The following is a 21708-nucleotide window of genomic DNA, read 5'->3' on the forward strand; positions in this document are numbered from 1 at the left end:
GCAACCGGCGCGCCAAACCGAAATCCGGATTCGCGGCCGGCTCCAAGATCCGCCATCCGGATTACCCGTTCAAGGCTGCATGACGGGGCACTAGCCCCCAACGGGAGGGTGGCATGTCAATCCTCAAGACGAGCTTCACCAGGCGGCGCTCGCTCGTGCTCGGCGCCACCGCCGTCGCGGTGGCGCTCGCCACCGCGGGCTGCGGCGGCGACGGCGGCAAGGCACCGGCCCTGCCCGGCAACCCCGGGCTGGGCGGCGACGGCGTGATCGCCCAGTCGGTGTACGACGCCGCCCCGGTGGCCTCCGACGCGGACATTCCGGCCGGCTCCACGATGGACGCGATCCGCAAGCGCGGCCACCTGATCGTCGGCGGCTCGCTGGACGCCCCGCTGCTGTCCCAGCAGAACCCGGTCAGCGGCACCATCGAGGGCTTCGACGCCGACATGGCCAAGCTGCTGGCGAAGTACATCATCGGCAAGCCCGAGGTGAAGACCACGACCATCGGCACGCAGACCCGGGAGGCCATGCTCCAGGCCAAGTCGGTGGACGCCGTCTTCCAGACGTACACCATCACCCCGCAGCGGGCCACCCAGGTCGCTTTCGCCGGCCCCTACCTCACCTCCGGCCTGGCGGTCGCCGTCCGCAAGGACGACACCTCGATCAAGAGCGTGCAGGACCTCGCCGGCAAGACGGTCATCGTCGGCGCGAACACCCCGGCGGTCACCGCGCTGCCCAGCGCCGCCCCCGGCTCCAAGCAGGTCGCGTTCGGCACCGACCCGCAGGCGGTGCAGGCGCTGCTGCAGAACCGCGGCGAGGCGTACGTGCAGGACTTCACCCTGCTCGCCTCGAACGCGAAGGCGAACCCCGGCATGAAGGTGGTCGGCGAGCCGTTCACCACCGAGGCGTACGGCATCGGCCTGAACCGGGAGGACACCCAGTTCAAGGAGTTCGTCAACAACTGGCTGAAGAAGATCCAGGCCGACGGCACCTGGGCGAAGGTCTGGGAGGGCACGCTCGGCTCGGTCGTCGAGGGCGGGGCGCCCACGCCGCCGGTCATCGGTTCCGCCGACGGTTCCTGAGCAGCTTCCCGCGCCGATGGACGCCCTCACCGCCCACCTGAGCCAACTCGGCCACGGCCTGGTCACGACGGTCGAACTGACCGTCGTGACCACGGTCGGGGCGATGCTGCTGGGCATCGTCGTGGCCACCCTGCGAATCGCACCCGTCCCGCTGCTGCGCGCCATCGGCACGGCGTACGTCGAGGTGCTCCAGAACCTGCCGCTGCTGGCGCTGCTGGTGCTCTTCGTCTTCGCGCTGCCGACCATCGGCATCTCGTTTCCGCTGTTCACCTCCGCCGCCATCGTCATCGCCGCCTACGAGGGCGCGTACCTGGCCGAGGCGATCCGGGCCGGGATCAACACGGTCGGCGTCGGTCAGGCGGAGGCGGCACGCGCCATCGGGCTCACCTTCGGCCAGTCCCTGCGGCACGTGATCCTGCCGCAGGGACTGCGGGCGGTGATCCAGCCGATCGGCAACATCTGCATCGCGCTGCTGATGAACACCTCGCTGGCCGCCGCCGTCGGAGTGGTCGAGCTGACCCAGGCCGCCAACAACGTGAACCTCCTCGAGGCCCAGCCGATCGCCGTCTTCACCGGCGCGGGACTCGCCTACATGCTGCTGGCGCTGATCATCGGTCAGGTCACCGGCGTGCTCGAACGAAGGCTGGCGATCGTCCGATGAACCAGACCCGACAGATCCTCTTCGACGAGCCGGGCCCCCGGGCACGGCGGCGGATCCGGATCGCCACCGTGATGGGCGCGGTCGCCCTGGCCGGCGCCGTGGTCGCGGCGGTGCACCAGTTCGCCAGTCACGGCGAACTCGCCGCCGAGCGCTGGCAGCCGTTCACCACCTGGCCGATCTGGCGGTACCTGCTCACAGGGCTCTGGGCCACCGTGCGCGCCGCCGCCGCGACCGCCGTGCTCAGCGCCGTGCTCGGGCTGCTGCTGGCGCTCGGCCGGCTGTCGGCGCGCCGACCGCTGCGCTGGGCGGCCGGCGCGTACGTGGAGATCTTCCGGACCGTGCCCGCGCTGCTGCTGATCTACGTGACGCTGTTCGCCCTGCCGCAGTACGGACTGAACTTCCCGCTCTTCTGGAAGCTCGTGGTGCCGCTGGTGGTCTCCAACTCGGCGGCGTTCGCGGAGATCTTCCGGGCCGGCATCCTCGCCCTGGACCGGGGGCAGACCGAGGCCGGCCTCGCGGTCGGGCTACGCCGGGGGCAGGTCATGGCGCTGGTGGTGCTGCCACAGGCGCTGGTCCAGCTCGCCCCCTCCCTGGTCAGCCAACTGGTCGGGCTGCTCAAGGACACCTCGCTCGGCTTCGTGGTCAGCTACACCGAGCTGCTGTACAGCGGGCAGGTGCTCGCGTCGTACACCCATCTGCTGATCCAGACGTTCCTGGTGGTGGCGCTGATCTACCTGGTGGTCAACGCCTCGCTGTCGAAGTTCGCCCGCGTGCTCCAAGCCCGCAACGGCCGGTTCGGCGGCCGGCGCGGGCGACGCACCGTGGACCTGCCACCGCCGCTCACGGAAGGGAGCACCATCCGGTGACCATCCCCCGCTACGCCGAACTGGCCCGGGTGGTCCGCAACGGTTTCGTCGAGAGCCGGCACCACGGCAGCGTCGTGGTGCTCGACCCGGACGGCGCGGTCGCGCTCGCCGCCGGCGTACCCGATGAACCGGTGCTCCCCCGCTCCACCCTCAAGCCGGTGCAGGCGCTGGCCTGCCTCGTCGCGGCGAACGCCGGGCCGGGCGGCGCCGAGACGCTGACCGGTCCGGCCCTGGCCCTCGCCGCCGGCAGTCACACCGGCGACGACCGGCACGTCGAGGTGGTCCGGGCGATGCTCGCCGACGCGGGCCTGACCGAGGACGCGCTCGGCTGCCCGGTGGACTGGCCGGAGGACGAGCCGACCCGGGACCGGCTGATCCGCGCCGGCGGGCAGCGCGAACGGATCCGGATGAACTGCTCCGGCAAGCACGCCGCGATGCTCGTCGCCTGCGTCGCGCGTTCCTGGAGCACGCACGACTACCTCGACCCGGACCACCCGCTCCAGCGGGAGACCGCCGCCACCGTCGCACGACTGGCCGGTACGCCGATCGCGCACCGGGCCGTCGACGGCTGCGGCGCTCCGCTGTTCGGCCTGTCGCTGACCGGTCTGGCCCGCACGTTCCAGGCGCTGGTCACCGCGCCCGCCGGCAGTGACGAGGCCGCGGTCGCCCAGGCCATGCGCCAGTACCCGGAGTACGTGGGCGGCTGGCACGGGCACCCGAACACCGACCTGATGCGGGCGCTGCCCGGCGTGCTCGCCAAGGGCGGCGCCGAGGGCGTGCTCGCGGTGGCCGCGCCGGATGGCCACGCGGTGGCGGTGAAGGTGGTCGACGGCTCACCCCGGGCCACCACCGCCATCGTCCTCGCCGCCCTGGACGCCGTGGGCGTACCGGTCGGCGGAGCCGACGCGCTGCGCCAGGTGCCGGTGCTCGGCGGCGGCGAACCGGTCGGCGCCGTCACCGCCGTCATCGATTGGACCCGGGCACCCTCTCGCACCGAAAAGGAAGAGTCATGAGCACATTCGAGATCTGCATCGACAGCGTCGAGGGGGCGGTCGCCGCCGAGGAGGCCGGCGCCGACCGGGTGGAGCTGTGCTCCGCGCTCTTCGACGGCGGGTTGACGCCCAGCCTGGGCACCATCGAGACGACCCTGCGCAGCGTCTCCCGGATCCGGGTGCACGTGATCGTCCGGCCGCGGGCGGGCGACTTCATCTACTCGCCACTGGAGATCGAGGCGATGGAGCGGGACGTGCGGGCCGCGGTGGCGGCCGGTGCGCACGGCATCGTGATCGGCGCGCTGACCGCCGAGGGTGACGTCGACGTGCCGACCACCCGCCGGCTGATCGCCGCGGCCGGTGACGCCAGCATCACCTTCCACCGCGCGTTCGACATGACCCGCGACCCGCACGCCGCGCTGGAGCAGCTGGTCGAGCTGGGAGTGCACCGGGTGCTCACCTCCGGCCAGGAGGTCAGCGTGCTGGAGGGCGCCCCGCTCATCGCCGACCTGGTCCGCCGGGCCGCCGGGCGGATCATCATCATGCCGGGCGGCGGCATCACGCCCCGCAACATCGCCCGGATCGTCGACGCGACGGGCGCCGACGAGTACCACTTCGCGGCCCTGGTCAGCTCGGACAGCCCGGCGGTGCACCGCAACCCGGCACCGCTGATGGGTGGCAGCCTGAACCGGCCCGAGTACGAACGGTCGGGCACGTCCGGCGCCCTCGTCGGCCAGGTGCTCGCCGCCGCCCGGGCCTGACCGATCCGGGGCACGGTCGACGGTCACGCCGATCGGCGTCGCCGAACCGCCGTGAGCGGTATACCGCACAGGTATAAATATGCCTCTGAGGTATACCGCTCACCGCCCTGTCCGCCCCGGCGGAGGTGACCGACGGTGATGCTGACCGCCGGCAACGGCCTAGCTCCGCGCGATGTCGTTGACGCAGCGCAGCACCGGGCGGCTGGTCAGCGCCGCCGGCTCCAACGCGGTGTCGGCGCGCACGGTGAGGGTGACCGACTCGCCCGGCAGCAGGGTGACCAGTGCCTCGTCCACCTCGGCCGACGGGTCCAGCCGGTCCGCGAAGAGGGTCAGGTCGCGCAGCACCGTACGGGCGGTCACCCGGACCCGCTGCCCGCCGTCGACCGGCTCGACCGTCGCGTCCCAGGTCGCCGCCGGCCAGTCGATGTCCCGGTCCTCGGCGAAGAACCAGAGCGCCCGTTCGGCGCTCTCCCCCGCCTCGGCGACCAGCAGCTCCCGCCGGGCCTCCTCGGGCCGGGCCAGCTCCGTCGGCAGCGCCAGCGTCACCGCCGAGTACGCGGGGACGTCCAGCTCCATAGTGGTCTTCGCCCGGGGCTCGCCGGCGAGGGTCGACCGGGTCACCGACGTCGACGCGCGCCAGGGCGTGCCGCCGTCGTTCACGGCGACCAGCGTCAGTCCGCCGTCGCGGGGCTGGAGGGTGAGCAGCCGGTCGGCGTACGCGTGGCGTAGCGCGTACCACAGGGGTTTGCGGCGGCCGTCGCCGTCGACGGCCGACCAGGAGGTGACCGGCCAGCAGTCGTTGAGCTGCCAGACGATCGTCCCGGCGCAGACGTGCCGGTGTGAGCGGAAGTGCTCCACCCCGAGCTGGATCGCCCGGGCCTGGTTGAGCTGCGTCAGGTAGTGCCAGTCGTCGAAGTCCGTCGGGACGGGCAGGTGCGCGTCCAGACCCCGCTGGAGCTTCGCGTCGCCGCCGGCCGCCTTCTGGTGGTGCGCCATGCCCGGTGAGTCGTGGGCGAGGGGTTCGTCGCTCAGCGCCCGGCGCAGCGTGGCGTACGCCGGCGGGCCCTGGTAGCCGAACTCGGCGACGAAGCGCGGCACGTACTCCCGGTACTTGAGGTAGTCGTCGGTGTTCCACACGTCCCAGATGTGGGTGGTGCCGTGCGCCGGGTCGTTGGGGTGGATCTCCTCGCTGCCGGACCAGGGGCTGCCCGGCCAGTACGGGCGGGTCGGGTCCAACTCGCCGACGATGCGGGGCAGCACGTCCAGGTAGTAGCCGCGCCCCCAGGTGCGCCCGGCCAACTGCTCCTGCCAGTCCCAGTCGTGCCAGCCCCAGATGTTCTCGTTGTTGCCGGTCCAGAGCACCAGCGACGGGTGCGGCGCGAGCCGGGTGACCTGTTCGGCGGCCTCGGCGGCCACCTGGCTGCCGAACGGCTCCTCCTCCGGGTACGCGGCGCAGGCGAACAGGAAGTCCTGCTGGACCAGCAGCCCCCGCTCGTCGGCCAGGTCGTAGAAGTCCGCCGACTCGTACCGGCCGCCGCCCCAGACCCGCAGCAGGTTGATGTTGGCGGCGGCGGCCTGGTCGAAGCGTCCGGCCAGCCGTTCCCGGGTGACCCGGGTGGGGAACGTGTCGTCGGGGATCCAGTTGACCCCGCGTACGAAGACCGGCACGTCGTTGATCGACAGCGCGAACGAGGTGCCGTGCTCGTCGGGGGTGGTGTCCAGCCGGACCGAGCGGAAGCCGATCCGCCGGGACCAGGTGTCCAGGGTGTCGCCGTCCGGCGCGTGCAGGGTCACCTCCAGCGGGTGGCGCGCCTGCTCGCCGTACCCCCGGGGCCACCACAGCGCGGGCTCGCGGACGGCGAGGGTCAGCACGGCGGTGCGCTGCCCGGCCGGGACGACCACCTCGGCGCGGGCCCCGGCGACGGTGGCCCGGACGGTCAGCGGGACATCCGCGACCCGCTCGACCTCGACGTGCAGCTCGACCCGACCGTCCCGGCCGGCCAGGGTGACCAGCGGGCGGACGGTGGCCAGCCGGGCGGTGGACCAGGCGTGCAGGCCGATCTCCTGCCAGATGCCGGCGGTGACCAGCGTCGGCCCCCAGTCCCAGCCGAAGTTGCAGGCCATCTTGCGGATGAAGTGGAACGGCTCCGGATAGGCGTTGGGCCGGTCGCCGAGGCGCTCCTGCTGCGCCTCGGCGTACCGGTAGGCGGAGCCGAACGCGACGACCAGGTCGTTGTCGCCGTCGCGCAGCAGCGAGCGGACGTCGAACCGGTAGCCGCGGTGCATGTTCTCGGTGCGGCCGACCTCGACACCGTTGACGGTGAGGGTGGCGACGGTGTCCAGGCCGGCGCAGACCAGGTCCAGCCGGTCGTGGTCGCCCGCCGGGCGTTGGAAGGTCGTCCGGTAGGTCCAGTCGGTGCGCCCGATCCAGGCCAGGGCCACCTCGTTGTCGTCCAGGTAGGGGTTGGGGATCAGGCCGGCGTCGAGCAGGTCGGTGTGTACGCAACCGGGCACGGTGGCCGGCACGGACCGGTCGGCGATCTCCGCCGGGACCTGCGCTCCGGGCGCCGCCCGCAGGGTCCAGCCGTCGTGGAGCGCCTGTCGGCTCACGATTTCACCGCACCTTCCATGATTCCGCGGACGCTCCCGACATCGAGAGACGTTGACTGAACCGGATAAGTGAGGCCACCGTACGGGCCGGTTCAGGGGGTGTCAACGGCTTGTCACGGCAGCCCCGGGCGGTCGCCCGGCGGCCGATGCGACCGTGGACGGTCGGTCACCGGCCGCCGGCACCGGTTGCGCTAGGTTGAGGCCGCCGACACGCCCTGCGGTCCGCAGGTCGGGCCGAGCGTGTGCACGGCAACCAGCAAACCCGGCCCCTCGGGGCGGAGAGAGTGGAGGAGCACGCCGGTGAAGCGGCCGACCATCGCCGACGTCGCCCGACGCGCCGGGGTGTCCAAGGGCGCCGTGTCGTACGCGCTGAACGGGCAGCCGGGCGTCTCCGAGGCCACCCGCCAGCGCATCGTGGCCATCGCCGCCGAGATCGGGTTCAGCCCGAGCAGCGCCGCCCGGGCCCTGTCCGGCGCCACCGCCGAGGCGGTCGGCCTCGCCCTGTGCCGGCCGGCCCGGATACTGGGCATCGAACCCTTCTTCATGGAGCTGATCAGCGGCGTCGAGGCCGAGCTCTCCGCCCGCTCGTACGCGCTGACCCTCCAGGTGGTCGCCGACCAGGACGCCGAGATCGCGGTCTACCGGCGCTGGTGGGGCGAGCGCCGGGTGGACGGCGTGCTGGTCTGCGACCTGCGCAGCGACGACCGGCGCATCCCCGCCCTCGAACAGCTCCAGCTACCGGCGGTGGTGATCGGCGGGCCGGGCGGCACCGGCGAGCTGGCCAGCGTCTGGTCCGACGACGCGGCCGCGCTGACCGAGGCGGTGGCGTACCTGGCCGCGCTCGGGCACCGCCGCATCGCCCGGGTAGGCGGCCTGCCCGACCTGCGGCACACCGAGATCCGCACCGAGGCCTTCGCGGAGGTGTGCCGGCGGCTCGGCCTGGTCGACGCGGTCACCGTGTGGTCCGACTACAGCGGCGAGGAGGGCGGGCGCGCCACCCGCCGCCTGCTCAGCTCCGCCCAGCGGCCCACCGCGGTCATCTACGACAACGACGTGATGGCCATCGCCGGGCTCTCCGTGGCCCAGGAGATGGGGCTCTCCGTGCCGGGCGATCTGTCCATCGTGGCCTGGGACGACTCCCCGCTCTGCCGGCTCGTGCACCCGCCGCTGACCGCGCTGGGCCGCGACATCCCGGCGTACGGCGCCCACGCGGCCCGGCGACTGCTCGACGTCATCGCCGGACAGCCCGCGACCCGGGTCCAGGACGAAACCCCCCACCTCACGCCGCGCGGCAGCACGGCACCGCCCCGGGCAAGGTGAACCGGTTCACCCAATGGACCGGTCAGCGGGACGTCGAGGGGAACTCCTCGAAGTACGCCTCGACCCGCTCGGCGGTCGCCGGGCGGGCCAGCGCGAAGCCCTGCCCGTACCGGCAGCCGGCCCGGTGCGCCCCCTCGACCTGGGCCGGTGACTCCAGCTCCTCGGCGACGATCTCCACCCCCAGCCGCTCGCCGACGTTGACCACCACGTCGATCAGCGGCGGCTGCCCGTCCGGTCGGGCGCCCACCAGCTCCGGGCCCACCTTGAGCAAATCGATCGGCAGCCGGCGCAGCTGGGCCAGCGAGGCGTGCTCGGCCCGGAAGTCGTCCAGCGCCGTGCGGACGCCCAGCGACCGCAGGCCGGCCAGCCGGGCCACCACGGTCGGCAGGTCGGCGGCGACCCTCGGCTCGGCCACCTCCACCACCAGCCGCTCCGGTGACACCCCGTACGCGGCCAGCACGGCCGCGGCGCGCTGCACGAAGTCGGGTGTGGTCAGCTCCCGGGTGGTGACGTTGACCGCCATCCACAGCTCCCGGGTGCCCGCCGACCAGTCGCCCAACTGGCGGCAGGCGCGGTCCAGCACCCACCACTCCAGCTCGCCGATCAGGTCCAGGTCCTCGGCGACCGGCAGCAGCTCGGCCGGGAGCACCGTGCCGAGCACGGGGCTGCGCCAGCGCAGCAGCGCCTCGGCGCCCACCGGCTGCCGGCCGGCCAGGTCGAGCACCGGCTGGTAGACCAGGTCCAGCTCGCCGCGCGCCACCGCACCCGGCAGCTCCCGTTCCAGGTCGAGCCGGCGGACCAGCTGCTCCTCCAGGAACGCGTCGTACCACTCGACCCGGTCCCGGCCCAGCTGCACCGCCCGCCGCCGGGCCAGTTCGGCCTGGCGGAGCACGTCCGCCGGCCCGGCCCCGCCCACCTCGGCCAACCCGATGCTCGCCTGCATCCGCAGCACCGAACCGGCCAGCCGGTAGGGCGGGGTGAGCGCGGTCAGCAGCCGGGTGCCCATCGCGTACGCCAGCACCGGGCCGGCGGCGGTGACCACCGCGAAGCCGGCACCGGCGCACCCGGTGACCAGGTCGCCGGGGCCGACGATCTCGCGTGCCCGGCGGACCGCCTCGGCCAGCACGTCGTCCCTGACCGCCGGGCCGATCCCGTCCACGCCGTGCAGGTCGACCAGCAGCAGCGCGCCGGACGGCGCCGGCACGTCGCCGATCGCGGCGAGGGCGTCCAGCAGGGCCGCCCGGTCGCCCGGACCGCCGCCACCAGCCGGAACGGATCGGGGGCTGAACGCCGGCCAGGACACCTCACCGTCGGGCGGCCAGGTCGAGCCGACGCCGTCCGAGGTGGCCGACCCGTCGTCGGGCGTACCGGCCCACCGGTCCGACGCGCCGAGCCAGCGCGGCTGGGCCGCGCGGCGGTGCCGGACGGCCCGACCGGCTCGCCGGCGGTGGGCGGCACGCCGGTCGGGGGTGGCCGCGTCACCGGAGCGCAGCAGCTCGCGCAGCACCAGCGGCGGCACCGCGGCCACGGCCAGCAGCACGCTCATCCGGTCCGGTGAACGCCCGCCGCCCAGGTGCAGCCCCGCCGCCAGCAGCAGCAACGCCGCCGGGAGCACCGAGCGGGGCCAGGCCGGGGAGAGCCCACCCACGGCCGGCTCCGCGCCGGCGGCAACCATCGCGTCGCCCGCACCGAGCGCGGTGAGCAGCATCCCGAGCACCAGCGGTGGTACGGCCAGCAGCGCCGCCCGACCGGCCGGCAGGGTGGCCAGCAGCGCCAGCCCGGCCAGGGTGAGCAGAACCCCACCCCGGCAGATCGCGGCGCCCGAACGCCGGTGTGCGCCGGTGAACGCACGGAGCGCGGCCATGCCCAGCCCGCCGAGCGCCAACGCCGCGACCAGCCGAGCGGGCACCGGCAGGACGTCGCGGGGCAGCAGCAGCCAGGCGGCGAGGGCCAGCCCCACGGCGGGGCCGGTCGCCTCGACCAGGTGGCGCAGCCGGACCCGGGCCGGTGGCCGGGTCCGGTTGGGAAGCCGGCGCAGGCCGGCCGTGGACAGGGCGCCCACGACCAGCAACCCGATCAGCGCGGCGGGCCGGTGCCCGGTGTCGGCCAGCGGCAGCACGGCCGCGGTGAGGCCGGCCGCCACCACCGCCGCGTCGAGCAGCACGCCCGCCGCACGCCGGGCCGCCCGCCGCCGGGCGGCCCGCCCGACCGGGCGCGCCACCGGCGTCCCGCCGGACGCGCCCTGGCCGGAGCCGGCCGGCGTGGACGTCGACGGCGTCGTGGCGGTGGGATCGACCGGGGTCGGCCCGCCGGGCGGCGGATCGGCGCGCCAGGGCTCGGGGGTCGGGGGGTCGGCGGGCGACAGCTCGCCGGGCGACGTGTCGGTGGGGCGTCGGGTGGCCAGCCGGGAGAGGCGTACCCCGGCGAGAGTGGCGCCCGCGCCGCCGGCCAGCGCGATCACCACCGAGGTCGGGACCAGGTCGGCGGCACCGGCGAGGACGAGCAGCGCCACCGCCGCGGACACGGCGGCCTCCGGTGCCGCGCGGCGGGGGACGAGGAGGCGGAACGGGTACGCGAGGAGCACGGCGGTCGCCTTCGTGAGGGGGCACGGGGGCGGTGCGGCGGTGTGGGCAGCGGCGTTGCGGGTCCGCTGCCCAACAGTCGAGAACGAACGGCGGCCAGATCGGTTACGCGTCGGTCACCCAAAGGAGCCAGCGACCCGTGTCACTGTACGGCCTGACCGGCCGGCCGGGCACTGCCCGCCGTGAGCCGGACCGGCCGGTGGTGGGATCATCAGAGGGTGAGTACGCCCGACACGGTCCGCTTCCGGTACAACCAAGCCATCCTGGTGGCCGCGGTCATCGCCTTCATCGGTGCCCTTCCGCTGGCCAACGCCCGGGGGTACCTGCTGCCGGTGCTGCTCGTCCCGCTCGCGGTGGCGCTGTGGGCCTGGCGGGCCGGCACCGACGCGGACCCTCGGGAGCTGCGCCTGCGGGCGCTGGCGGGGCAGCGCCGGATCGGCTGGGACCGGGTCGTCGAGCTGGCCACCGACGCGCGCGGGCGGGTGGTCGCCCGCCTCGACGACGGCCAGCAGGTCGTCCTGCCGGCGGTACGCGGCGCGGACCTGCCCCGGCTGGTCGCCGCCACCGGCCAGACGCTGCCCGACGCGGCCGGCTGAGACCTTTCCCCGTCAGTACCCGTCGACCACCGCGTTGATGAGCGGTTTGCCGGCGACGAACCGCCGCACCTGATCGCCGACCAGCCGGTAGGCGCGCGGCAGCAGCCCTCGCACCGACCCCGCCACGTGCGGGGTGAGCAGCACGTTCGGCATCGTCCACAGCGGGGAGTCGGCGGGCAGTGGCTCGGGGTCGGTGACGTCCAGCGCCGCCGAGATCCGGCCGGTGCCCAGTTCGGCGACGAGCGCCTCGGTGCGGGCCACCGGGCCCCGGGCCCCGTTGACCAGCAGCGCCCCGTCCGGCATGGCGGCCAGGAACTCCTTGTCGATCAGACCGCGGGTCTGGTCGGTGAGCGGCACCAGCACCACCACGACATCGGCCTCGGGCAGCAGCCGGGGCAGCTCGTCGACGCCGTGCACCCCCTGCTCGGGCCGGGCGGTCCGGGCGACCAGGGTGAAGCTCACCTCGAACGGGGCGAGCCGGTCCCGTACCGCGGTGCCGATCGACCCGGCCCCGACGATGAGCACCCGCTTGCCGGTCAGCTCGTCGGTCGGGGCGACCTCGTGGAACGCCCACCGCCGGTCGGCCTGCGCCCGGACGAAGGCCGGGAACGCCCGCAGCTGGGCCAGGATCGCGGTGACGACCCACTCGGCGGTGGACGGATCGTGCACCCCCCGGGCGTCGCAGAGCGTGACACCTGCCGGCATCCGGCCGGCCCAGGCGTCCGCCCCGGCGGAGAGCAGCTGCACCGCCGCCAGATCGGGCAGCTCGTGCAACAGGGCGGTCGCGTCCGAACCGGCCAGGAACGGCGGCACCCAGAACCGCACGCCGGTCGCCGCCGACGGCAGCCGGTCGGCGTGCTCGACGACCTCCACCGTCACGTCCGGCGGCAGCTCGCCGAGGAGATCGAGGCCGGCCTGGTGTGGGATCCATACCTTCACGTCCGCCGACGATAGCCCCCGCCCGGGTGGACGGTGCGGGCACGGCGGCGAACGGGACCCGGGGGGCGCGGCGCCGGGGGCGGGCGGGACTCACCGATGTTCGGCCCGGGCCCGAACGAGGTATAACGAATGGTCGGAGCGCCGGTCGGCCTCCATCCCGGAAGACAGGTTGACGATGACCGACGGCTCCCCCGCCCGCCCCCTGCGCCTGATCGCCCCGCCCCCGGCGCTCAGCGATCCGGCACGGCTGCGGGCGCTGGCCGACACCGGGCTGAACGCCGCACCGGACGAGGCGTTCGAGCGGTTCGCGCGGCTGGTCAGTGACCTGCTCGACGTTCCGGTCGCGCTGGTCTCCCTGGTCTCCGCCGACCGGCAGTTCTTCCCGGGCGCGGTCGGGTTGCCCTCGCCCTGGGCGGAGCGCCGGCACACCCCGCTGACCCACTCCTTCTGCCAGCACGTGGTGGACATGGAGGTGCCGATGGTGCTGCCGGACGCCCGCCTCTACCCCCGGGTACGGGACAACCTGGCCATCGACGACCTCGGCGTGGTCGCGTACGCCGGGATGCCGCTGACCGACCTCACCGGCCGGGTGCTCGGCTCACTGTGCGCCATCGACAGCAAGCCTCGGGTCTGGACCGCCGGGCAGCTGCAGACACTGGCCGACCTGGCTGCCGCCTGCTCGTCGGAGTTGCGACTGCGGATCGCGCTGGACGGAGCTGAGAAGGACCGGCAGCGGGTCGTGCAGGCGCACAAACGGCTGGAGATGCTCGCCGGGGTGAGCGAGACGCTGGCCGGGACGCTGGACGTGGGCACCGCACTGCGCCGGCTGGCCGCGAGGATGGTGCCGCTGCTCGCCGACTGGTGCCTGCTCACGCTGGTCGGGCCGACCGGCCTGCCCCGCGAGGTGGTCGCGGTGCACCGCGATCCGGCCCGGACGGCGGACGTCGACCGCTTCGCCGATCTGCTGCGGAGCGGGCTGAGCCCGGAGTCGATGATCCGGGCGGTGTTGCGGACCGGCCAGCCCCGGCTCGGCGGCGTGGCGTCGCTGGCCGACGTGGAGCGGGGGACCACGAACCCGGAGATGGCGTCGATCGCCGACCGCCTGGGGATCGCCTCCTACCTGAGCGTGCCGGTGCGGGCCGCGAGCGGCACCGTGCTGGGCGCGATCACCCTCGTCAACGATCCCGAACGCCAGCAGTTCGACGACCGCGACCTGCTCACCGCGATCGACATCGGCCGCCGGGCCGGGCAGGCGATCGGCAACAGCTCGATGTACGGCGAGCAGCGGCACGTCGCCGAGGTCCTGCAACACAGCATGCTGCCGCGGCTGCCGGTCGTACCGGCGCTGGAACTCGCGGCCCGCTACCAGCCGGCGGCCGACCGGGTGGAGGTGGGCGGCGACTGGTACGACGCCTTCGTCCAACCCGACGGGGATCTGATCGCGGCGATCGGGGACGTCGCCGGGCACGACATCGAGGCGGCGGCGACCATGGGCCAGCTGCGCAACCTGGTACGCGGCAACGCGTTCGGCCGGCCGGACACGGTCGCCGAGCTGATGACCCACCTGGACGGCGCGATGCGCGGCCTGCGGCTGCCGATCGCGGCCACCGCCACGCTGGTCCGGATCCGTCCCGGGCGGTCCGGCACCCGGGAGGTGACCTGGTGCAACGCCGGGCACCCGCCGGCCCTGCTGGTCCGCGCCGGCGGGGCGGTGGATCTCCTCGAAGCGACGCCGGAGCCGTTGCTCGGCCTGGCCCGCCCGTCGCGGCGAACCAGCCGGTCGACCAGCCTGGCCGTCGGCGACACGCTGCTGCTCTACACGGACGGGCTGATCGAGCGGCGGGACCGGTCCATCGACGACGGGCTGGCCGAGCTGGTGGCCCGGCTGGCCGGCACCGACACGCTGCCCCTCGACGAGCTGTGCGACCTGCTGCTCGCCTCGATCGGGCACCGCGAGGACGACACCGCGCTGCTGGCCGTACGGGCCCGCTGAGCGGTCCACGCGCGAGCACCCGCCCCCGCCGCTGGCGGCCGGTCGGATCCCGTCGGGCCCGTCCGGGCCGTCCGGCGGGCTACCCTGGGCCGGGTGAGCGCCCGTCCCCCGTACTCTCGCACCCGCCGCCTCCGCGCGGTCCTCGCGGCGTCCTGTGCGGCGCTGCTCCTCACCGCCGGTTGCAGTTTCGGCGAGCCCGAGCCGGACCCGGCCGGCGAGCCGCCCAACCTGCCGACCCCGTCGGCGTCGGCTGGCCCCGGCGGCGCCGCGCAGCAGGCGGTGACGACCGTGCTGGCCAAGGGGCTGCGGGTGCCCTGGGCCATCGCCTTCCTGCCCGACGGCGGGGCGCTGGTCACCGAGCGGGACAACGGCCGGATCCTCCAGGTCGGGCCCGAGTCCGGGCCGGACGGAATGCGGATCCGCGTGGTGCAGACGATCACCGACGTGGCGGCGGCGGGCGAGGGTGGGCTGCTCGGCATCGCCGTCTCCCCCGGCTACGCGCGCGACCGGACGGTCTTCGTCTACTACACCGCGGAGCAGGACAACCGGGTCGTCCGCTTGCAACTCGGCGGGCAGCCCACCCCGATCCTCACCGGCATCCCTAAGGCGAACGTGCACAACGGCGGCGGGCTGGGCTTCGGCCCGGACGGGCAGCTCTACGTCAGCACCGGCGACGCCGGGCAGCGCCCGAACTCCCAGGACGTGAAGAGTCTCGGCGGCAAGATCCTGCGGATCACCCCGGACGGCAAGCCCGCCGCGGGCAATCCGTACCCCGGCTCACCGGTGTGGTCCCTCGGGCACCGCAACGTGCAGGGCTTCACCTGGGACGCCGCCAAACGGATGTACGCCGTCGAGTTCGGCCAGAACACCTGGGATGAGATCAACCAGATCACCAAGGGTGGCAACTACGGCTGGCCGGAGGTCGAGGGGCGGGCCGGCGACAAGCGGTACACCGACCCGATCACCCAGTGGGCGACCTCGGACGCGTCCTGCTCGGGCCTGGCCGCCACCGACCGGCTGCTGGTCACCGGCTGCCTGCGCGGCAAGCGGCTCTGGGTGATGGAGCTGACCGACACCGGCACGCTGCTCGGGCAGCCCAGCGAGCTGCTCACCAACCGGTACGGCCGGCTGCGCGCGGTGGCGGCGGCGCCGGACGGGTCACTCTGGGTGAGCACCTCCAACCACGACGGGCGGGGCGATCCGGCGGCCGACGACGACCGTCTCCTGCGGGTGGTCTTCGCCGGCGGCGACGGGGGTCGCAGCTGATTCGCGTCACCATCCGGTCAGGTTTGCCAAGATCCTCCGACGGGCAGGTCAGACTTTCACCATGGACGGGCAGCACGACGAGCAGCACGACGGCGCCGGGGACCGGGACGAGCCGGTGACCGAGCGTGCGCCGCGGTGGTGGGCCGGCCGGCGGGACGACCGGCCGGGTCCCGTGCGCCGTACCGGGGTGATCCTCGCCGTGCTCGCCGTGGCCCTGGCCGGTGCGGTGCTCGGGGTGCTCGCCGGCGGCCGGGTGGACACCGACATCGGGCCGTTCCGGGCCAACCTCAGCCTCTCCCCCGCCACCGACGGCGGCACCACCGTCGCCGTGCCGCCGCTCGGCGCGCTGCTGCTCGACAGCCACGACGGGCCGATGCACCTCACCGTGCGGCTCGGCGCACTGGACCAGGGGCGCACCGAGGCGCTGCTCGACGACCCGGCCAGCATCAGCCGGGCCAGCCAGAGCGCCGTCGAGGACGTCCGGTCCGGGGTGATGCGGCTCGGTTTGCGGACCCTCGCCTCGGCGGTGCTGGTGACCCTGATCCTGGCCGGGCTGGCGTTCCGCGACGTGCGGCGCACCGCCTGGGCGGGCGGGCTGGCGCTGCTGATCACCGCCGGGAGCCTCGGCACGGCGGCGGCCACCCTGCGTCCGCAGGCAATAGAGGAACCGCGCTACGAGGGGCTGCTGGTCAACGCGCCGGCCATCGTCGGTGACGCCCGCCGCATCGCCAACGACTACACGAAGTACGCCGAGCAGCTGCAACGCATCGTCGGCAACGTCAGCCAGCTCTACACCACGGTGTCGGCGCTGCCGGTGTACGAGCCGGCCCCGGGCACCACCCGGGTGCTGCACGTCTCCGACATGCACCTCAACCCGACCGGTTGGCAGTTGATCCGGACGGTGGTGGAGCAGTTCGACATCGACGTGGTGATCGACACCGGGGACATCACCGACTGGGGCAGCGAGCCGGAGGCGTCCTTCGTCGGCTCGATCAGCCTGCTGAAGAAGCCGTACGTCTTCATCCGGGGCAACCACGACTCGGGACGGACCGGCGCCGCGGTGGCCCGCCAACCCAACGCGATCGTGCTGAACAACTCGACGACCACGGTCGCCGGGCTGACCATCGCCGGCATCGGCGACCCGCGCTTCACCCCGGACAAGAACACGTCCCCCGCCGGCAGCGGGCTGACCCAGCAGGTGGCCGACCAGGTGATCGGGGCCGGCGAGCAGCTCGCCGCCACGGTGCGCCGCGCACCGCGTCCGGTGAACATCGCGCTGGTGCACGACCCGGCGTCGGCCGGGCCGCTCGCCGGCACCTGCCCGCTGGTGCTGGCCGGGCACACCCATTCCCGGCAGATCTCCAAGCTGCCTCAGGCACCCGGGCAGCAGCCCACCACGCTGATGGTGGAGGGCTCCACCGGCGGCGCCGGGCTGCGCGGCCTGGAGGGTGAGAAGCCGACCCCCCTGTCGATGAGCGTGCTCTACTTCGACCCGCAGAAGATGCTCCAGGCGTACGACGACATCACCGTCGGCGGCACCGGGCAGGCCCAGGTCAACCTGGAACGGCACGTGGTGGAGGGGCCGACCGCGGGGCCGTCCCCCTCGGTCACCCCCACCCCGACCCGCTGAACCGTGAGGGTTGAACCCGCTGCCGGGACGACCGGGCGCGCCGGCCGGCCGGGACCGGCGTAGTCAGCTCGCCGCCTTTGCTCTGCTTCAACGGGCGCAACAGTGACCCACAGTAACCGTGCGTCCGCGCCGCCACGGACGCTCCCGCAGCTCAGGCCAGTGTTGCGTCTGTTGAAGCAGAGCAAAGGAGGCTGCAGGTCCTGCCGAGAGGTGAGACCGGGTTACTGTCCGTTACGGCATGAACAGACCGGCGCGCCGAGAGGCGTATGCGGGTCAGCGCAGGGCGATGGCGGCCAGGGCGGCGTTGACGATGCTGCCGGGCAGCAGGTCGTGCAGCTCGTACAGCTCGGCCACGCTGCCGGACTGGCCGAACTCGTCCACCCCGAGGGGCACCGCCGGCGCGCCGAGCGCCGAACCGAGCCAGGCCATCGCGTGCGACGCCGCGTCGTGCACGGTCACCACCGGCACCCGGTCGGCGAACGCGGACCGCAGCGCGCCCGGCACGCTCGGCACGGTGGCCGTCCGCACGCCCTGGCGCAGGGTGCGCTGCCAGGCGCGGTAGAGCCGGTCCAGCGAGGTCACGTCCACCACGTGCGCGGCGACGCCCTCCTCGGCCAGCTCCGCGGCGGCGGCCAGCACCTCGGGCAGCACCGCGCCGGAGGCGGCCAGCTGCACCACCGGGGCGTCGGCCAGGTGCGGGTACGCCTGGTGCGCGTCGACCAGCCGGTACGCCCCGGCCACCACCTGCCGGCGCAGCACCGCGTCGCCGAGCCGGGCCCGGGCCGCCTCGAACGGCGCCTGGTCCAGTGGCCGGGTGCTCAGCCGGAAGTAGTACGCCCCGTCCTCGGTCGGCGCGGCGGTCGCGGCCGGGGTCGACCCGCCGGCGATCTGCCCGAGCGCGTCGCAGAGCAGCCAGTCCAGGCTGGCCGCGTACGCCGGCTCGACGAAGGTCACCCCGGGCAGCTCCAGCCCGACGGAGGCGGTGATGGTGGACTGGTGTGCGCCGCCCTCCGGGGCCAGGGTGATGCCCGACGGGGTGCCGGCCACCACGAACCGGGAGCCGGAGTAGGTGCCGTACAGGAACGCGTCCAGGCCGCGCAGCACGAACGGGTCGTAGACCGTGCCCACCGGCAGCAGCGGCTGCCCGGACAGATCCCACGACAGGCCGAGCTGGCCCAGCAGCAGGAACAGGTTCATCTCCGAGATGCCCAGCTCGATGTGCTGCCCAGCGGGGCTCTCGGTCCAGCGCAGCATCCGGTCCTCGGTCCAGGAACGCTGCTCGGTGGGGGCGAACACCCCGGTCTTGTTGATGAACCCGGCGAGATTGGTGGAGGTGGCCACGTCCGGCGCCGTCGTCACCAGGTAGCGGCCAACCTCCCGGTCCCGGGCCAGGTCCACCAGCACGCGACCGAAGACCTCCTGGGTGGAGATCGGCTTGGCCGCGCGTACTCCCGTGCTCTCCGGAACGGTGACCCCGAGCGCGCGCTCGCGGGGCGCGCGGGACAGCGCCTCCCGGCGGGCGCCGGCCCGGATGCCGGCGGGGGACGCCGGGTCGAGGCGGTCCCACTCGGTCTCCCGGGTCAGCCCCTGCGCGGCGCGCAGCACGTCGACCTGCTCTGTGCTGAGCAGCGCCGAGTGGTTGCGCGGGTTGCCGGCGATGGGCAGACCCCAACCCTTCACCGTGTACGCGAAGACGACGCTGGGGCGGTCGGTGACCGCGTCGCACTGGGCGTACGCGTCGAGCATCGCCTGGAGGTCGTGCCCGCCGAGGTCGGTGACGAGGGGGCCCAGCTCCTCATCGGCGATGCCCTCGACGAAGGCGCCCACCTCGGCCGGCGCGCCGTCCAGGAACTGCTTGCGCAGCGCCGGGCCGGCCAGCCCGAACAGCGACTGGTACTGCTCGTTGGGCATCGCGTCGATCCAGTCGCGCAGCACCTCGCCGCCCGGCCGGGCGTACGCCTCGGCGAGCCGCCGGCCGTACTTGACCTCCACGACGTGCCAGCCGGCCGCCTCGAACTGGCCGCGCCACTGGTTGATCCGGATGCCCGGGACCACGCGGTCCAGCGACTGGCGGTTGAAGTCGACCAGCCACATGACGTTGCCCAGGCCGGTGGTGGCGGGATCGGCGACCGCCTCCCAGATGTTGCCCTCGTCCAGCTCGGCGTCGCCGATCAGCGCGACGAACCGGGAGTGCGGTCGGGCGCCGAAGTGCGCGTCGACGTAGCGCCGGGTGGCGGCGGCGAAGAGCGGCGCCGCCGCGCCGAGACCGACCGAGCCGGTGGAGAAGTCCACCTCGTCGGGGTCCTTGGTGCGCGACGGGTACGACTGGAGGCCGCCGCGGGCCCGCAGCCGGGGCAGGTATGAGCGGTCCAGGTTGCCGAGCAGGTACTGGATGGCGTGGAACACCGGGGAGGCGTGCGGCTTGACGGCCACCCGGTCCTCGGCGTCCAGGTGCGCGAACCAGAGCGCGGTCATCGCGGTGACCAGCGAGGCGCTGGACGCCTGGTGCCCGCCGACCTTAACCCCGTCGCCGGTGGCCCGGTCGTGGTTGGCGGCGTCCACGATCCGGGTGGCGAGCCAGAGCACCCGCCGCTGGATCTCGTCGAGGACATCGAGGTCGTGCTGGTTCACGGTGACTCCATCCGGGCGTCGCCGTTGACGCCCTCGCGAGGGGGACGCGGGGTGGCCGCGTACGCGACAGGGGTTGCAGGCCGCCGCCGGGTCACGGCGACGGCCTGCTCCGGGCGGGTCTCAGCCCTGGACGCCGAGGCGCTCCAGGACCAGCTCGCGGACGGTCTTCGCGTCGGCCTGACCGCGGGTGGTCTTCATGACCGCGCCGACCAGCGCGCCGGCCGCGGCGACCTTGCCGCTGCGGATCTTGTCGGCGATGCCGGGGTTGGCGGCGATCGCCTCGTCCACCGCGGCGGTGAGCGCGCCGGTGTCCGAGACGACCTCCAGGCCCCGGTTGGTCATGATCTCGGTGGGCGAACCCTCACCGTCGACCACGCCCTCCAGCACCGCGCGGGCCATCTTGTCGTTGAGCTTGCCGGCGTCGACCAGGCCCTGCAGCTCCGCGACCTGACCCGGGGTGGCGCCGATGTCGGCCAGCTCCACGCCGCTCTCGTTGGCCCGGCGGGACAGCTCACCGAGCCACCACTTGCGGGCCGCGGCCGGGGTGGTGCCGGCGGCCACGGTGGCCTCGATCAACTCGACCGCGCCAGCGTTCAGCACCGACTGCATGTCCAGGTCGGAGAGGCCCCACTGCTCCTGGAGCCGACGCCGGTGCACCCGGGGCAGCTCCGGCAGGGCGGCCTTCAGCTCGGCGACCCAGGCCGGGTCCGGGGCGATCGGCACCAGGTCCGGCTCCGGGAAGTACCGGTAGTCGGTGGCGGTCTCCTTCGAGCGGCCCGGGGTGGTGTCGCCGGTGTCCTCGTGGAAGTGCCGGGTCTCCTGGGTGATCCGGCCACCCGCGTCCAGCACCGAGGCCTGCCGCAGCATCTCCGAACGGACCGCCCGCTCCACCGACCGCAGCGAGTTGACGTTCTTGGTCTCGGTGCGGGTGCCCCACTCCTGCCCCGGCAGGTTGAGCGAGGTGTTCACGTCGCAGCGCAGCGAACCCTCCTCCATCCGCACGTCCGAGACGCCGAGGGTGCGGATCACGTCCCGCAGCTCGGCGACGTACGCCTTGGCCACGTCGGGGGCGAGCGCGCCCGTGCCCGTGATCGGCTTGGTGACGATCTCGACCAGCGGGATGCCGGCCCGGTTGTAGTCGACAAGCGACTCGGTCGCGCCGTGGATGCGGCCGGTGGCGCCGCCGACGTGCAGCGTCTTGCCGGTGTCCTCCTCGAGGTGCACCCGCTCGATCTCGATCCGAACCGTCTCGCCGCCCACCTCGACGTCCAGGTAACCGTCGACACAGATCGGCTCGTCGTACTGGCTGATCTGGAAGTTCTTCGGCATGTCCGGGTAGAAGTAGTTCTTCCGGGCGAACCGGCACCACTCGGCGATGGAGCAGTTCAACGCCAGGCCGATCTGGATGATCGCCTCGATGGCCGCCTTGTTGGCCACCGGCAGCGACCCGGGCAGGCCCAGGCAGACCGGGCAGACCCGGGTGTTCGGCTCGCCACCGAAGTCGGTCGGGCAGCCACAGAACATCTTGGTGTTCGTGCCCAGCTCGACGTGGGTCTCCAGGCCGATCACCGGTTCGAAGCGCGCAACGACCTCGTCGTACGCGGGCAGTGTCGTGGTCATGAGACGCTCCAGGCGCGATCCGGGACAGAACCTGTCCAGCCTAATGGGGTTGTCCGATCAATCCTCGGCCGGGTTTCATGCGGCATGCGTGGCGTCGCCGACGGCAGGGTACGGAGCGACCATGACGAATACGGGGGATGGTGCTGCCCGGGGTGGTGGCGG

15 protein-coding genes are annotated in these 21708 nt (G+C 73.8%); 10 read left to right on the forward strand and 5 right to left on the reverse strand.

Going from position 1 to position 21708, the window contains the following annotated elements:
* Window positions 1-113 precede the first annotated feature (113 nt).
* From AB0K07_RS24680 to AB0K07_RS24700, 5 genes are read left to right on the forward strand one after another with little or no spacing between them, the layout of a single operon-like run.
* Window positions 114-1079 carry a glutamate ABC transporter substrate-binding protein gene (locus AB0K07_RS24680; RefSeq protein ID WP_363757987.1) on the forward strand — a complete coding sequence of 322 codons (966 nt, stop codon included), beginning with the start codon at window positions 114-116 and terminating at the stop codon, window positions 1077-1079.
* 16 nt (window positions 1080-1095) lie between these two features.
* The gene (locus tag AB0K07_RS24685; RefSeq protein ID WP_363757989.1) at window positions 1096-1740 is read left to right on the forward strand and encodes an amino acid ABC transporter permease; all 645 of its coding nucleotides are present in this window, start codon (window positions 1096-1098) and stop codon (window positions 1738-1740) included.
* Entirely contained in the window at window positions 1737-2606 is an 870-nt protein-coding gene (locus AB0K07_RS24690; protein ID WP_363757991.1) for an amino acid ABC transporter permease, read from the forward strand. Before AB0K07_RS24685 ends, AB0K07_RS24690 begins: the two co-directional genes overlap by 4 nt.
* The gene (locus AB0K07_RS24695; protein WP_363757993.1) at window positions 2603-3619 is read left to right on the forward strand and encodes an asparaginase; all 1017 of its coding nucleotides are present in this window, start codon (window positions 2603-2605) and stop codon (window positions 3617-3619) included. Before AB0K07_RS24690 ends, AB0K07_RS24695 begins: the two co-directional genes overlap by 4 nt.
* Complete coding sequence (locus AB0K07_RS24700) at window positions 3616-4359, forward strand: copper homeostasis protein CutC (protein ID WP_363757995.1); 744 nt, start codon at window positions 3616-3618, stop codon at window positions 4357-4359. Before AB0K07_RS24695 ends, AB0K07_RS24700 begins: the two co-directional genes overlap by 4 nt.
* A gap of 159 nt (window positions 4360-4518) precedes the next feature.
* Here the strand turns inward: AB0K07_RS24700 and AB0K07_RS24705 are convergent, their stop codons facing one another.
* Complete coding sequence (locus tag AB0K07_RS24705; RefSeq protein ID WP_363757997.1) at window positions 4519-6969, reverse strand: glycoside hydrolase family 2 protein; 2451 nt, start codon at window positions 6967-6969, stop codon at window positions 4519-4521.
* A gap of 300 nt (window positions 6970-7269) precedes the next feature.
* Between AB0K07_RS24705 and AB0K07_RS24710 the strand changes: the two genes are divergently transcribed.
* Entirely contained in the window at window positions 7270-8289 is a 1020-nt protein-coding gene (locus AB0K07_RS24710; RefSeq protein ID WP_363757999.1) for a LacI family DNA-binding transcriptional regulator, read from the forward strand.
* Window positions 8290-8311: 22 nt separating this feature from the next.
* On the opposite strand, the gene AB0K07_RS24715 is transcribed toward AB0K07_RS24710, so the two are convergent.
* The gene (locus tag AB0K07_RS24715; protein ID WP_363758001.1) at window positions 8312-10873 is read right to left on the reverse strand and encodes a GGDEF domain-containing phosphodiesterase; all 2562 of its coding nucleotides are present in this window, start codon (window positions 10871-10873) and stop codon (window positions 8312-8314) included.
* A gap of 216 nt (window positions 10874-11089) precedes the next feature.
* Here AB0K07_RS24715 and AB0K07_RS24720 point away from each other — a divergent pair, with 216 nt between their 5' ends.
* Entirely contained in the window at window positions 11090-11467 is a 378-nt protein-coding gene (locus AB0K07_RS24720) for a PH domain-containing protein (RefSeq protein ID WP_363758003.1), read from the forward strand.
* A gap of 12 nt (window positions 11468-11479) precedes the next feature.
* Here the strand turns inward: AB0K07_RS24720 and AB0K07_RS24725 are convergent, their stop codons facing one another.
* Window positions 11480-12406, reverse strand: coding sequence for a 2-hydroxyacid dehydrogenase (locus AB0K07_RS24725; protein ID WP_363758005.1), 927 nt, complete (start codon window positions 12404-12406; stop codon window positions 11480-11482).
* A 175-nt stretch (window positions 12407-12581) separates the two neighbouring features.
* Here AB0K07_RS24725 and AB0K07_RS24730 point away from each other — a divergent pair, with 175 nt between their 5' ends.
* From AB0K07_RS24730 to AB0K07_RS24740, 3 genes are all read left to right on the forward strand, one after another.
* The gene (locus AB0K07_RS24730) at window positions 12582-14399 is read left to right on the forward strand and encodes a SpoIIE family protein phosphatase (protein WP_363758007.1); all 1818 of its coding nucleotides are present in this window, start codon (window positions 12582-12584) and stop codon (window positions 14397-14399) included.
* A gap of 93 nt (window positions 14400-14492) precedes the next feature.
* Complete coding sequence (locus AB0K07_RS24735) at window positions 14493-15665, forward strand: PQQ-dependent sugar dehydrogenase (protein ID WP_363758009.1); 1173 nt, start codon at window positions 14493-14495, stop codon at window positions 15663-15665.
* 61 nt (window positions 15666-15726) lie between these two features.
* Window positions 15727-17295 (forward strand): metallophosphoesterase, encoded by a 1569-nt coding sequence (locus tag AB0K07_RS24740; protein WP_363758011.1) that lies wholly within the window; start codon window positions 15727-15729, stop codon window positions 17293-17295.
* A gap of 273 nt (window positions 17296-17568) precedes the next feature.
* On the opposite strand, the gene AB0K07_RS24745 is transcribed toward AB0K07_RS24740, so the two are convergent.
* Together AB0K07_RS24745 and gatB are read right to left on the reverse strand one after the other, a co-directional pair.
* Complete coding sequence (locus tag AB0K07_RS24745; RefSeq protein WP_363758013.1) at window positions 17569-19926, reverse strand: pyruvate dehydrogenase; 2358 nt, start codon at window positions 19924-19926, stop codon at window positions 17569-17571.
* Between the two features lie 120 nt (window positions 19927-20046).
* Window positions 20047-21546 carry an Asp-tRNA(Asn)/Glu-tRNA(Gln) amidotransferase subunit GatB gene (gene gatB / locus AB0K07_RS24750; protein WP_363758015.1) on the reverse strand — a complete coding sequence of 500 codons (1500 nt, stop codon included), beginning with the start codon at window positions 21544-21546 and terminating at the stop codon, window positions 20047-20049.
* Window positions 21547-21708: the final 162 nt, after the last annotated feature.

Origin of the sequence: Micromonospora sp. NPDC049301 (assembly GCF_040678715.1) — a bacterium.
Classification (GTDB): domain Bacteria; phylum Actinomycetota; class Actinomycetes; order Mycobacteriales; family Micromonosporaceae; genus Micromonospora.